The organism is Sphingomonas sp. BK036 (assembly GCF_004216825.1).
GTDB lineage: Bacteria > Pseudomonadota > Alphaproteobacteria > Sphingomonadales > Sphingomonadaceae > Sphingomonas.
Window position 1 is genome coordinate 16,994 of the sequence record NZ_SGXR01000005.1, and the last position, 13,756, is coordinate 30,749.

General features: G+C 64.7%; 11 protein-coding genes and 1 pseudogene. 5 read left to right on the top strand and 7 right to left on the bottom strand.

The features are described 5' to 3' along the window. Nucleotides 1-229 precede the first annotated feature (229 nt). Nucleotides 230-1,243 (top strand): acetamidase/formamidase family protein, encoded by a 1,014-nt coding sequence (locus EV283_RS10480; RefSeq protein ID WP_130325158.1) that lies wholly within the window; start codon nucleotides 230-232, stop codon nucleotides 1,241-1,243. A 63-nt stretch (nucleotides 1,244-1,306) separates the two neighbouring features. Here EV283_RS10480 and EV283_RS10485 read toward each other — a convergent pair whose 3' ends face one another. From EV283_RS10485 to EV283_RS19560, 6 genes and pseudogenes are all read right to left on the bottom strand, one after another. Beyond that, a complete protein-coding gene (locus tag EV283_RS10485) occupies nucleotides 1,307-2,662 on the bottom strand; it encodes a serine hydrolase (protein WP_130325160.1) in 1,356 nt (451 codons plus the stop codon). Nucleotides 2,663-2,831: 169 nt separating this feature from the next. Further along, the gene (locus tag EV283_RS10490) at nucleotides 2,832-3,665 is read right to left on the bottom strand and encodes an SDR family NAD(P)-dependent oxidoreductase (RefSeq protein ID WP_130325162.1); all 834 of its coding nucleotides are present in this window, start codon (nucleotides 3,663-3,665) and stop codon (nucleotides 2,832-2,834) included. Next, nucleotides 3,662-4,648: an aldo/keto reductase gene (locus EV283_RS10495; RefSeq protein WP_130325164.1), complete on the bottom strand. Its 987-nt coding sequence runs from the start codon at nucleotides 4,646-4,648 to the stop codon at nucleotides 3,662-3,664. Before EV283_RS10495 ends, EV283_RS10490 begins: the two co-directional genes overlap by 4 nt. A gap of 70 nt (nucleotides 4,649-4,718) precedes the next feature. Next, the gene (locus EV283_RS10500) at nucleotides 4,719-5,009 is read right to left on the bottom strand and encodes a DUF1488 family protein (protein WP_130325166.1); all 291 of its coding nucleotides are present in this window, start codon (nucleotides 5,007-5,009) and stop codon (nucleotides 4,719-4,721) included. A gap of 3 nt (nucleotides 5,010-5,012) precedes the next feature. Then, entirely contained in the window at nucleotides 5,013-5,297 is a 285-nt protein-coding gene (locus EV283_RS10505) for a hypothetical protein (protein ID WP_130325168.1), read from the bottom strand. Nucleotides 5,298-5,489: 192 nt separating this feature from the next. Then, nucleotides 5,490-5,621, bottom strand: a pseudogene (locus EV283_RS19560) (ArsB/NhaD family transporter); the annotation flags it as partial. A gap of 93 nt (nucleotides 5,622-5,714) precedes the next feature. Here EV283_RS19560 and EV283_RS10515 point away from each other — a divergent pair. Together EV283_RS10515 and EV283_RS10520 are read left to right on the top strand one after the other, a co-directional pair. Next, entirely contained in the window at nucleotides 5,715-6,683 is a 969-nt protein-coding gene (locus EV283_RS10515) for a glycoside hydrolase family 43 protein (RefSeq protein WP_130326033.1), read from the top strand. 357 nt (nucleotides 6,684-7,040) lie between these two features. After that, nucleotides 7,041-8,267, top strand: a complete 1,227-nt coding sequence (locus EV283_RS10520; protein ID WP_130325170.1) for a DUF5690 family protein — start codon at nucleotides 7,041-7,043, stop codon at nucleotides 8,265-8,267. A 6-nt stretch (nucleotides 8,268-8,273) separates the two neighbouring features. On the opposite strand, the gene EV283_RS10525 is transcribed toward EV283_RS10520, so the two are convergent. Then, on the bottom strand, nucleotides 8,274-9,032 hold the full coding sequence (locus EV283_RS10525) for a DeoR/GlpR family DNA-binding transcription regulator (RefSeq protein WP_242615905.1): 759 nt from the start codon (nucleotides 9,030-9,032) through the stop codon (nucleotides 8,274-8,276). A gap of 164 nt (nucleotides 9,033-9,196) precedes the next feature. Between EV283_RS10525 and EV283_RS10530 the strand changes: the two genes are divergently transcribed. Both EV283_RS10530 and EV283_RS10535 read left to right on the top strand, forming a co-directional pair. Continuing rightward, complete coding sequence (locus tag EV283_RS10530; RefSeq protein WP_165391752.1) at nucleotides 9,197-11,572, top strand: TonB-dependent receptor; 2,376 nt, start codon at nucleotides 9,197-9,199, stop codon at nucleotides 11,570-11,572. Nucleotides 11,573-11,634: 62 nt separating this feature from the next. Continuing rightward, nucleotides 11,635-13,734, top strand: coding sequence for a phospholipase C, phosphocholine-specific (locus EV283_RS10535; RefSeq protein ID WP_130325174.1), 2,100 nt, complete (start codon nucleotides 11,635-11,637; stop codon nucleotides 13,732-13,734). The last annotated feature ends 22 nt before the right edge of the window (nucleotides 13,735-13,756 follow it).

Genomic DNA, 13,756 nt, shown 5'->3' on the forward strand with positions numbered 1-13,756 from the left:
TGCCAGTCGCTGACGCAATATGTGGCCGGCCTGCGGACGCGGTTTGCTGCGGCTGAACCCTTGTGTGCGTGCCACTATTGGGCACTGTCTCGCCAAGATCGGCAAGCCCGATTAAGGTTTTGGACGCTACGAATGCATTGAGCCTGCATTGACGCCGCAACTCGCATTTATGGCGAGGCGAGCGAGACGTGCGCCGAAGGCTGCTTTCTGGCTTATTGAGAGGATGACGATGCGCCACCTGATCCTTGCTGCTCTAGTTGCCATCGCCGCGCCCGCGAGCGCGGCAACCTATGAATTGAAGGCGACGCCACAGACGGTCGCCTGGGGGCATTACGATGCAACCGATAAGCCAGTGCTCACGATCCGGTCGGGCGACACGGTGGTGATCCATACGCTGCTGACCAACAGTCCGGCGGGTCTGGAAAAGGCTGGCGTCGCGCCCGCGCAGATCGAACCGGCGCTGCGGGCCGTCTATGACGGCGTACCGGCCAGCGCACGCGGCCCCGGCGGCCATATCCTGACCGGACCGATCGCGATCGCAGGCGCGGAACCCGGCGACATGCTGGAGGTGCGCATCCGCAAGGTCGATCTGGCGATACCCTATGCCTATAACGCGTTCCGCTATGGGGCGGGGTTCCTGACCGACGACTTCCCGTATGCGCGCATGAAGATCGTGCCGCTGGATGCCAAGCGCATGGTTGGCCTGTTCGCGCCCGGGGTCGAAGTGCCGCTGGCGCCGTTCTTCGGCAGCATGGGTGTCGCGCCGCCACCGGCGTTCGGCCGCTACGACAGCGCGCCGCCGACGATCAACGGCGGCAACATGGACGACAAGGCGCTCGTCGCCGGGACGACCTTGTTCCTGCCCGTCTATGCCCCCGGCGCGCTGTTCCAGGTTGGCGACGGTCATGCCGCGCAGGGCAATGGCGAGGTCGATATCACCGCGCTGGAAACCTCGTTGACGGGCACGTTCGAGTTCGTGTTGCACAAGAAGGCGGCGCTCCCCTATCCGCGTGCCGAGACGCCCAAGGCCTATATCGCGATGGGCTTCGACGACGATCTCAGCCATGCGACCCGCAAGGCACTGCGCAACATGATCGATTTTCTCGTCGCGGAAAAAGGCATGACTCGCGACGATGCCTATATGCTGATCAGCGTCGCGGGCGACGTCGAAATCACCGAGCTCGTCGACCGCAACAAGGGCGTCCACGTCGTCCTGCCCAAGGCGCTGTTCACGAAGCGCTAGACGGCGTGGCTTTCAGTCGTCGATCAGTCCGCGGCCCATGCACCTAGCCGACGTACTGAGATGCTATGGCAATAGCGCGGCAACGTCCGCAGCGAAGCGAGCGATGTCGAACCGCGCGGTGCCGGGATCCTCGCCGCGCCTGACGATCACGAGCTGCCGAGAGGGGATCACCATAACATACTGGCCTCGGTTACCTTGCGCGGCGAAGCTGCCCTCGGGCAAACCCTGCTTGAGACCGAACAGCCACATCGTCGCGCCATAGCCCGGTCCGCTTGCCGGCTGCGGTCCGCTTGGCGTGGTCACGGTGCGCATCCAGCCGGCCGGCAACAGGCGCTTGCCCTGCCAGACGCCGTCCTGCGACCAGAACAGCCCCAGTCTCGCCAAGTCGCGCGCGGTCGACCAGACCTGACTCGAGAGGATGTAGTTGCCGTGCCAGTCCGTCTCGGCGACGGTATGGGACATCCCGAGCGGGCCGAACAGGTTGCCCGGCAATGCGCGGTACCGGGCCTCGCCGATCGCGTGTCGTGTGGCATAGACTGCGAGCAGGATATCGGTGTTGGCGTAGCGGAAGCGTGTGCCGGGCAACGCCTCCAAGGGCCATGACACCGCCTGTTCGTCCACCGTAGTGCCGCCGAAGTAGATAGCATCGGTGCGGTTGCCGGCGGTATCGCTATGCAGGCCGGATGCCATGCGGAGAAGATTGTCGAGCGTGATGGCCTGACGTGGATCGCCGGCCTTCCACTGTGGCACGGCGGCGGGCGCCTGTACCGCGCCTGGATTGGCAAGGCCGATGAGCGTGCCAGCGATCGACTTGCCGACCGACCAGGTCCGATTGGACACGAACGGCCCGAAGCCGCTGCCGTAACGTTCGGCCAGAACTTCGCCGTTTTTCACGACGATCACGCCTACCGTCTTGGTGTCGGCGCCGTAGCCGGCCCCGAACGCCTTGCCGACGACGCCAGCCAGCGTGGGCGACGGGCGCGGCGCGATGCCGGCATCGCCCTGCGGCCAGCGACGAGGATCCGCGGTTGTCATCGACGGCGCCGCTGTCGACTTGCGGCCGGTTGGTGCCGCGCTGCCGATCGGCAGCGTCACGCAGCCCCGCCCGCTGGTCCATACCGCGCATCTCGGCGGTAGCTGGGGGTCGAATGCTACAGAAACGGAATGAAGACTCTGGTCGACGTTCGCCGTCAACGTCGGCACAATCCGCTCATATTCGGGGTAGATGCCGGCCAGTTCGTCAGAATCGATCTGTGCCGGCGTGCGTCCTGCGTTGAAGATGCCGGAGCAGTAGAGCGCCGCCTTGTAACCGGCTGCCACCGCGCGTTGATAGGTGCCTGCCGAGGGCTGAGCGACGATCTGGGCCTTGGCCGGCGCTGACGCGAGGAGGGCGAGGCCGGCCGCTTTGAGTATCCGCATGCCCCATCATTCCATCACGCAACCAGATCGGCAATCCGTTTCTCCGATCAGCAGCGCTGGGAAAGCGCCGCCGTCATACGTTTCATCGATACCGGGTCGGATCTAAATCTCACCCGGTGGAGACCGGTACGGCAGCATTAAGTGGCCGCACAGGTCTCCCGGCGAGCAATCATTTTTGCATGAACTGCGCAAAGGCGTCGCGCCAGTCGGGGTGCCAGCGAGACAGCGCTGGACGGTTCTCGATCAGGTCTCCGGCTGCCCAGGCTATACGCCTGGCATCCTGTTCGGCCGTCGTCTCGTTGTCCGGGCACAGGATGTAGAAGTCGCCCGCTGCCAGCCGGTCCATCATCAGCGCGACAACCTGTTCAGGCGTCCATGCAGCGGGTGGCTTTTCCGTCGGTCGCCCGGCCGTCATGCCGGTCCAGGTGAAGCCAGGCACCAGCAGATGCGCGCTGACCCTGCTTCCGGTTCGTTCGCGCACGCTGTGGGCCAAGCCTTCGGTGAGGGCTTTCACCCCGGCCTTGCTGACATTGTAGGCGGTGTTGCCGGGCGGCTGGGTGATGCCCTGTTTGGAGCCGGTGTTGATGATCAGGGCAGGGGCTTCGCCGTCGACCATCGCCGGGACGAACGCCTGAACGCCGTGGATCACCCCCATCAGGTTGACGCCGAGCACCTCGTCCCACTGCGCTGGGTCGGCGAACGCGTCACCGCCCGCGCCGATGCCGGCGTTGTTCATCAGCACGGAGACAGGACCGTGACGGTCCGCCAAGTCCTTTGCCAGCGCGGCCATCGCGGCACGATCCGCGACGTCGGCGGACATTGCAACCGCGCCGTCCAAGCCGGCAGCGGCTTGCTCAAGCGTCTGGCCCGGGCGATCGACGAGCACGACCCGCATTCCTGCGTCGGCAAAGGCGCGGGCAGCGGCAAGTCCGATGCCTCCGGCGGCGCCGGTGACGACGGCAAGCTTTCCCGGCGCGATGGCTGCGAAAGACGGCACGCTCACGTGTCGATGCTCGCCATCGAGGCGTCTGGATAGCGTGTCCCTTGCGCCGCGCCGGGCGGCAGGATGTCATCAATGCGGGCCAGATCGGCGTCGCTCAGTTCGACGTCGAGCGCGCCCAAATTTTCTTCGAGATACTTGCGCCGCTTGGTGCCTGGGATCGGCACGATATCCTCGCCCTGGCGGAGGACCCATGCGAGCGCCAGTTGCGCCGGTGTGCACCCCTTGTCCGCCGCCATCACGCCGATCGCTGCGACGAGGTCGAGATTCTTCTGGAACGCCTCGCCTTGAAAGCGGGGATGGTTGCGGCGCGTGTCACCTGCGTCGAGATCGTCGGGTGTCTTGAACTGGCCGGTGAGGAACCCGCGGCCAAGCGGGCTGTACGGTACGAAGCCGATCCCCAGTTCACGCACCGTCGGCAGGATCTGGTCCTCGACGTCGCGGCTCCACAGCGAATATTCGGTCTGCAATGCAGTGATGGGGTGCACGGCATGCGCACGGCGGATCGTCGCGGGGGCAGCCTCGGACAGCCCCAGATACTTTACCTTACCTGCGCTCACAAGATCGGCCATGGCACCGACCGTCTCTTCGATCGGCACCTCGGGGTCGACGCGATGCTGGTAGTAGAGGTCGATGAAATCGAGTCCGGTCCGCTTCAAGCTCGCGTCGCAGGCCGCCCGCACATAGTCGGGGCGGCCGTTGACTCCCTTGAAGCTACCATCCGGCCCACGGACATTCCCGAATTTCGTTGCAACGATGATCCAGTCGCGCCGCTCGCGGACAACCCGGCCGACTAGTTCCTCATTGGCGCCGACGCCGTACATGTCGGCGGTGTCGAGGAACGTCACGCCAAGGTCTAGCGCACGGTTGATCGTCGCAATCGACTCCGTCTCGTCGCGGCCACCATAGAAGTCGGACATGCCCATGCAGCCAAGGCCCAGCGCGGAGACTTCGAGACCTTGTCGGCCGAGTTTGCGGGTTTTCATCAGATCGGTCCTTGTTGGCTGGCGAGACGGTTGGCGGTTGAACGGTTGCGCTTTGCGGGATCGCGAAGGCTCATGGTGAGACGTCGGCGGCCGTCAGCAGGATAGGGGGCTCTCCCCCCAGTCGACTGACGAACTCTCGCCGTGCGATCCGGTGTATGTCGGATTCGAATTCCACATAGGTCTCGATCGCGGTGTCGCTGTCGATGCCATCGAAGTCCGGGCTGATGAACTCCGCCAACGCCTCGCTCGTGATCAGGAACTCGACCATGCCAAGGTCCGTGTGGCCAAGGAACAGCACACCATGCCGCTCGGCCAGCCACTCATACTCGCCGAGTTCGAAGCGAACGCTCGCAGACGCCATGCCTCAGCCCTCGTCGTTCGCGCTGGGGAGCCGCTCGGCCAATGTTGCGATACCATCACCGGCCAGTGTCGCATGCGCAGCCCCATCGATTTGCACGGGCCGCTCCGGGGTGAGCACGGCAGCGTCGCGATGCGCGGGATCAAGCGTCATCCACGCACGGACCGCGCCTTCCAGGCTCGTCACCTCGGCGACATCCTCGTCCCCACGCGGGACGTTCTCCAGCGCAGCACTCATCCGCCAGTCGATCTCCGGCGTCTTCGCCTCGTCGCCCCAAGTTGCTTCCGTCATGCTGAAACCTCAAAATGGCCGGCCGTGCCGACGTCCTGATGGCTCAAGCGCGCACCTTCAAAGGCTGGTTCCGCCCAATTGCGCATTTCGGCAGGACGGTTCACCTCCAAAGCGGGCTGAGGCTACACGGTAACCAACCATGAGCTATGAAACAGACCATCGCAGCCGAACGCGCGCCATCGCTGCGTATGGAGCCGCGACGACGTGCAACAGGACCGCGCCGTCATTGGCGAACAGCGCCGACACGGCTGCGCCGAGGAGGACGATCAGGACGAACAGGCGTCTACCGTGCCCGCCGCCCCAGCGGTCCGGGTGACGAGAGCTCAGAACCGTGCTTTAATCCGGGTGTACATCAAACGGAGATCTTGTTTGCGCTACGCGATGAGCAGATTGGCAGGCGCGCTTTGCGTGGCCGGCATGGGGGCCGCTGGCTTTTGCCAGACAGGCTCGGTCGTGCCAAACGCCGTGCCGAGATCGAATCCGATTATCCGCGACAAGTTCACCGCGGATCCCGCGCCGCTGGTCGTCGGCGACCGGTTGTATCTGTATGTCGGACATGACGAAGCGCAACGGGACGAAATGTTCAACATGCGAGAATGGCTCGTTTATTCGACCACGGACATGACGCATTGGCAGGATCATGGGCCGATCTTGAAGGTCGGTGACTTCCGTTGGGCCAAGCAGGATGCCTGGGCATCACAGACGATCGCGAAGAACGGGAAATACTGGTTTTATGCCGCGGTGGAGCATGATGCGACACATCCGGGAAAGGCGATCGCAGTGGCGGTGGCGGACACGCCGACCGGGCCGTTCGTTGATGCAAAGGGCGCAGCGCTCATTACCAACCAAATGACCCCTAAGGGTACGCATAGTTGGGAGGATATCGATCCGACCGTTTATACAGACGAGACCGGCACGACTTGGATCGCGTGGGGCAACCGGCAGGCGTATATCGCGAAGCTGAACGCCAATATGATCGAGCTCGACGGTCCGATCACTGAGATTACGCCACCAAATTTCGAGGAAGGACCTTGGCTGCACAAGCGCGGCGCCCTCTGGTATCTCACATACGCCTCGCTCGATCGATCGAAGCACCGGGACGAACGCGTGTCCTATGCGACGGCGACCAGCCCGCGCGGGCCGTGGAAATACCACGGCGAGCTGACGGGATCCGGCAAGTACAGCTTTACTATCCATCCCGGCATCGTCGATTTCAAGGGACAGTCCTACTTGTTTCTACACAATGCCACGCTCGCGATTGGCGATATGAGTGGGGCAATTGGTCGGCGTGCGGTGACCGTGGAACGGTTGTTCTACAATCCGGATGGAACAATGCGGCCCGTGATTCAGACCCAGGCAGGTATTTCGGTGCCGGCGCCACGCTGAACGACCTCGACCTATTGAAGAGCCTGAACGACGGGAGAGCGTCGGTCGGGAGGTAGCTTTGATTTCTCGACTTCCGGAAGCAGTTCCTCTGCGCTCCTTGGAAGTCGGAAGCAGGGGAAAGGGCGCGAATGGCTGACTATGGGTCGGCCCGCCCGCAAAAAGCATATCTCAAGTTGCGCCTACAATGTTTAGTGGGTTCGTATTACGAAGCCGGTGACGCTCGTAAGTGACGCCGAGTGTGCTCTTGAGTTCTGTAAATCGCCGTAACGGTGTCACGGCGGTGCAACCTACTTGGTATAGCGATTGCCGGTGAACTCGTGGTCCCCGCCGTCGACAAAATTCCTCCCGCCTAGGGCCATGACGATCATGCCGGGCGTCGCTGCGTTCTGCGTGTATTTCGCAATGTACGGGTTTCGCAAGCCGATCGCCGCGGCGGGGTTTGACGGCGTGCCGGCGATGTTTGCCGGGATCGACTATAAGACGACGCTGATCCTGTCACAGGCGGTTGGCTATGCGCTGTCGAAGATGATCGGGGTGCATGTCGTCTCGGTCCATCGACCCGAGCATCGCACTCGCCTGATCCTGTCGTTGATCGGTGCGGCGTGGGTGGCGCTGCTGCTGCTCGCGCTGTTGCCCGCCCGGTTTGGCCCGCTGGCGATGCTGTTGAACGGCTTGCCGCTCGGGATGATCTGGGGGCTGGTGTTCAGTTATCTGGAGGGACGGCGCAATTCGGAGGTGCTCGCGTCTATCCTGACCGCGAGCTTCATCCTGTCGTCGGGCGTAACGCGGTCGATCGGTAGCCTGTTGCTCGAGCACGGCGTCAGCGCGTTCTGGACGCCGATGCTGACCGGGCTGATCTTCACGCCGCTGCTGTTGGCGGGCATGGCGGCGCTTGCGCGGTCCCCGCCGCCGGATCTTGCGGACGCGAAAGCGAGAGGCGTTCGCGGTCCGATGGATGCCGCGGCGCGGCGTGCCTATCTGCGGCGCCATTGGGTACCGGTGACGGCCTTGGTCGCGGGCTATACGATGCTGGCGGCACTCCGTGACCTGCGCGACAATTTCGCACCTGAACTCTGGATCGCGCTTCATCATCGGGCGACGCCCGCGCTGTATGCCGCGACCGAGGTGCCGGTCACGGTGATCGTATTGCTTGGCCTAGCCATGCTGGGGCTGGTGCGCTGCAACCGGTATGCGGTGGCCACGATCCATGTCGTCATCATGGCGGGAGCCGCGATCCTTGCCGGATCGATGCTGGCGTTGCGCGCAGGGGCGATCGGCCCGGTGACGGGCATGATCCTGACCGGCGTCGGTATCTACCTCGCCTACGCCCCGTTCAGCGCGATCCTGTTCGACCGTATCATGGCCGCGAGTCCGTCGCCGGGTACAGCCGGATTCCTAATATATCTGGCGGACGCGTTCGGCTATTCGGGCAGCATCGGACTTTTGCTCATGCGGAGTACGACCGCTCCCGGGCGGGACTGGCTCGGGTTGTTCCTCGATGCAGGCGTGCTGACGGGCGCCGCGTTGCTGGTGCTGACCTTCGTCTCGGCACTCTGGTTCGTCCGCCACCCACCAACACGGTGAGGGTGCTCAGGCGATATGGAGCCGCACGCCGGCGCGCGTCGCGGCGTCGGCGATCATGGACGGCGCCGGCAGGTCGGTAACGAGATCGTGGACCTGCGCGAAGTCGGCGACATGGACGGTGCCGGCGCGGTCGAACTTCTCCGCATCGGCGACGACGATCACGCGGCGGGCGCCGTCGAGCAGCGCGCGCTTGTACGCCGCTTCGTCCGGTTCGAAATCCATGAAGCCCCGCTTCGCCTCGATCGCGCCCATCGACAGGATCGTCGCGTCGGGCGAGAAGCAGCGCGAATAGCGGATCGCCTCGGCGTCGAACGTCGCGCGGTAATCGACGTTGACCGCGCCGCCCGCCAGAAAGACGCGGATTCCGTCGCGACCGAGCATGTCGCCCGCAACCTCCAGATTGTTGGTGACGATCGTCAGTCGCCGCCGATCAGTCAGCGCGCGTGCGACCCAGCAGGAGGTGGTGCCCGAATCGATCAGCACAGTCATGCCGTCCTCGATCAGCCTGGCGGCACGGCGCGCAACCGCCTGCTTCGCGTCCGCCTGGGCCTGCATTCGCAGCCGGTACGGCGCCTCCAAGCGATTGTCGGGAAGCTTGACCCCGCCATGCACCTTGTACGCGCGGCCGCTCGCCTCGAGCTGGCGCACGTCGCGCCGGATCGTCTCTTCCGATACCGCGAAGTGATCGGCGAGCATCGTGATCGAACACGAGCCGCGCGCTTCGAGTAACGCGACCAGACTGGCGATACGTTCCGACTGCGTCACTAAAGCTTCTCCTGTCGCGCCTGTCTCTCCGCATCTCCCGCGCCGCACAAGTCACAAAAATACCACGCAAACCCACATAATGTCACATGCATGTCACGCGGCGCTTGCAAGGGCATCGGCACGGGATGCCCGACCAAACTCGTACCGCGGCAGGGGAAGACGACATGACCAAGTGGCTGACGGGCGCTGCGATCCTCGCGATCGTGGCATCGACGAATGTACAAGCGCAGACGACGGAAGCGCCAACCGCGATGCCGCCCGCGGCGCCGACCAGCGAGGCGGAACCGCCGCGCAGTGATGAAATCGTCGTGACGGGGCAATCCACGGCATTTGCCAACACGCGCGTGACCGCGCCGATGATCGAGCGCCAGTCCGCACTCGCCAGCGTCAACGACGTCATCAACGAACTGCCGGGCGTGTTCGTTGGCGAGGGCGATGCGTTCGGTTCGTCCGACTGGGTGACGTCGATCAGCATCCGCGGCTTCAACAGCGGCGGCGGCGGAGGCCAGCAGATCGGCTCGACGATCGACGGCCTGCCCAATGGCGGGTCGGGTTATGGCGGCGGATCGCGTGCCAACCGGTATATCGACGTGCTCGACCTGAAGACCGTCAACGTGTCGCAAGGGACCGCCGACATCTCGTCGCGCTCGAACGAGGCGCTCGGCGCGACGCTGGATTACGTGACCTCCGATCCGACCGCGGACAGCCGTTTGCGCTTCACGGCAGCGGGCGGTGATTTCGGTGCGCGCAAATTCTACGTGCGCGGCGATACCGGCACGATCGCACCGGATACGACCGCCTATGTCAGCGCGTCGACCTCGCGGGTTCGCGACTGGATCGGCGGATCGGGCAAAACACGGCGAGATCACCTCGACGCCAAGGTGTTGAGCCGCGTCGGTACGGTCGATCTGACCGGCTTTGTCTCGTACGACGACGCCGACGAGTCCGAGTTTGGATCGGTCTCGCCCGCCCAGTTCGCGAACGACCCGAACTACGATGCCTATACCGACAGCTGGACCGGCTTGCCGTATATCGACCAGGCCTATCGCTCGACGTCGCGTGCGCTGCGGAAAAACCTGTTCGGGTATCTGAAGGCGCGTACCGAAGTTGGCGAAGTGAAGTTGCAGGTGGCTGGCTATTATCACCGGATGCGTGGCCGCGGCGATTTCGCGCCGCCGTATCTGGTCGACGTCCGCGACGACGGCACCGGCAATCCCGAGAGCGAATATGTCGGCGGTCCGACGGTGCGCGACAGCGACGCGCTCGGCAAGATCTACTTCGTCACGCCGACCGGTGCGGCGGCGACGATGACCGCCGGCTGCGTCGGCACCAGCGGGGTGCCCGCGGAATATTCGCCGGCCTGCTACGCGCCCAACGCGACGCCGGTGATGTCGTACCGCCACACACACTACAAGAACGACCGCATGGGCTTCACCAGCGACGTCGACTGGCAGCATGATTTCGGCGTGGTGCAGAACCAGTTCCGCGCCGGCTTCTGGTTCGAGCACAGTCGCGCCAACCAGCTTCGCGACTGGCACAAGGTGACCAACGCACGGGTCGGGCCCGCCTATGACGGCACGCCCTATTACGTCCAGTTCAGCACCGACTACGGGCTCGACGAGGTGATGTATTACGCCGAGGACGCGGTGACCTATGGTCCGCTCACCGCCCGGCTCGGCGTCAAGCAGTTCTTCCTCGACCAGAGCCGGACGGAACTGCTCGGCGACCGGAGCGCGACGTCGATCCAGTCGCATTCCGATCCGCTGATCAATGCGGGCCTCACCTATGCGGCGCCGTTGCCCGGCATGGAGCTGTTCGCCGGCTATTCGCAGAACTTCGCGGCGATCGGCAACGGCCCGCTCGGCCAGCCGCCCGAGACGATCCGCAACCTGCGTCCCGAAACCGCGAACAACATCGAGATCGGCGCACGCTACAATACCGGGCGCATCCAGGCGTCGCTCACCGGCTATGACATCAAGTTCAAGAACCAGATCGTCTCGATCTCGTCGAACCTCGTCACCGGGATCGATTATCTCGAGCAGCAGGACAGCGTCTATCTGAACGTCGGCGGGGTGAAGAGCCGGGGCATCGAGGCGGCGCTGGCCTATCGCGTGCTGCCGCCGCTGACGCTGTCGGGCAGCTTCACCTACAATCACGCGACCTATATCGGCACCGGCAACGCCGCGCAGGACGCCGATGTCGGCGTGACGCCGGGCCAGCAGGTGATCAATTCGCCGCGCACGATGTGGGTAGTCTCGGCGGACTATAAGAAGTCGATCTTCAAGGCTGGCATTGCCACCAAGTTCGTCGGCGACCGCAACATCGATACGCAGGGCAAAGCGCAGGCCGGCAGCTTCACGCTGGTCAGCGGCTATGTCGGCGCGGATCTGGGCGCGGTGAGTGAGCAGTTGAAGGGTGTGTCGTTCACGGTGCAGGCGACCAACCTGACCGACGAACGCTATCTGTCGAGCGCGGATGGCGGATCGGCGTTCCTCGGCACGCCGCGGACGGTGACCGCGTCGCTGTCGCTCGACTTCTGATCCGATATGGGCATGGTTCGCGGGCGTTTGCGGACCATGCTCTTTACCTGTGGGTTGCCCCGATGACCGATGTCTCTCGCCGTACTTTGCTCGGTGCCGGCCTTACCGGGGCGGCGCTGTCCGCGTTTCCGGCCGCGATCGCGCGGGCGGCGGCGATCGCGCCCGACGTGAAGGCGGGCTCGATCATGGATGTCGAGCACGTCGTCATCCTGATGCAGGAAAATCGCGGCTTCGATCATTATTTCGGGTCGCTGCGCGGCGTGCGCGGGTTCGCCGACCGGTTGCCGATCCCCGTGCCCGCGGACTCCGATGCGGCAAAGCCGGCACCGGTCTGGTATCAGCGCGACCGGATGGCGCCCGGCGGCGCGCGCACCGTATTACCGTTCCATCTCGCGACGCGGACGAATTTCGATCTGATGCGGATGGAGGGAACGCCGCATAGCTGGCCCGATGCGCAGCGCGGCTGGGACGAGGGACGGATGGCGTATTGGCCCGAAGCCAAGAGCCAGCGCGCGATGGGGCATTACCGGCGCGAAGACATCCCGTTCCAATTCGCGCTCGCCGAGGCGTTCACGGTCTGCGACGCGTATCATTGCTCGGTCCAGACCGGCACCAACACCAACCGCCTGTTCCTCTGGAGCGGGACCAACGATCCCGGCGGCACGATGGGTGGCCCCGCGATCGGCAATTCGCACGACAGCTTCCCCGAGGACGGCGGCAATGCCGAACCCTACCGCTGGACGACGGTGGTCGAGCGGTTGCAGGCCAAGGGCGTCGACTGGCGAATCTACCAGGACATGGCGGACAATTTCACCGACAACCCGCTGGTCGGCTTCGCCACCTTCCGCGACGCACACAAGGACAGCGGTGATCCGGCGTTGCGCGACCGCGCGTTGACGACGCGCGGGCTCGACGCGATGCGCGCCGACGTGCTCGGCGGACGATTGCCGCAAGTGTCGTACGTCATCGCCACCGCGAAAGGCTCCGAACATCCCGGGCCGTCGAGCCCCGCGCAGGGTGCCGCCTATACCGCCGAGGTGCTCGACGCGCTGACTGCGGACCCCAAAGTCTGGGCGCGGACCGCGTTGCTGGTCATGTTCGACGAGAATGACGGCTTCTTCGATCACGTCCCACCGCCCGCGCCGCCGTCGCACGCGGCCGACGGTACGGTCCTCGGCGGATCGACAGTCGATCTCGAGGGCAGCTATCACCTCCACCCGAGCAAGGGCGACGCGGCGCTCGATCTCCCCGCCTATCGCGGCCGGGCTTATGGCCTGGGCCCGCGCGTGCCGATGTACGTCGTCTCGCCGTGGAGCCGGGGCGGTTTGGTCAATTCGCAGGTGTTCGATCACACATCGGTGATCCGCTTCCTCGAACGCCGGTTCGACTTCCACGAGCCGAACATCGCGCCGTGGCGTCGAGCAGTCTGCGGGGACCTGACCTCGGCGTTCGATTTCACCGCCGCGGATCCCACGCCGTTCGCCGCCATGCCCGATCCGCGCGCCGATGCCGCACGCGCCGCCACGATTTCCAAGCAGGTCAGCCCGAAGGCGCCGGTAGATATGTCTCTTCCTTGGCAAGAACCCGGCATCCGCCGCGCTCGCCCGCTGCCCTATGCCTTGACCGTCAGCGAGGCGATCGGCGATGGCGCGATCCAGCTTCGGTTCGCTGTCGATGGCACACAGGCAGCAGTCTTCCACGTCTACGACCGAACCGATCTGACCCAGGCGCCACGCCGCTTCACGGTCGAACCCGGACGGGCACTGGACGGGCGCTGGGCGTTCGACGGCGAGGGGCGCTACGACCTATGGGTGCTCGGCCCGAACGGCTTTCACCGTCATTTCATGGGACATCGTGACGACCCGGCACCGTTATCCGGCCTCGTCTGGCGCGCGACCGACACCGCGATGACGTTGCACCTTCCCAACGGTCACCGCACCCATAAGCTGGTCGCGCATGCCGAACGCGTGGGCGCGAAGCCCGCGGTGACGCCGCTGGCCGAAGCGAAGAGTAGCTGGCCGCTGAGCAACAGCTATGGCTGGTACGACATCACGGTCGTTGCCGGGACGGTCCCGAAGTATCTGCGCCGGGTAGCAGGGCGGATCGACGCACCCGGCCGGATGACGTGCAGCGATCCGTTCGTCACCGCTCGGCCGGTCTAGCTTTCCTCCGTTATTATCGACT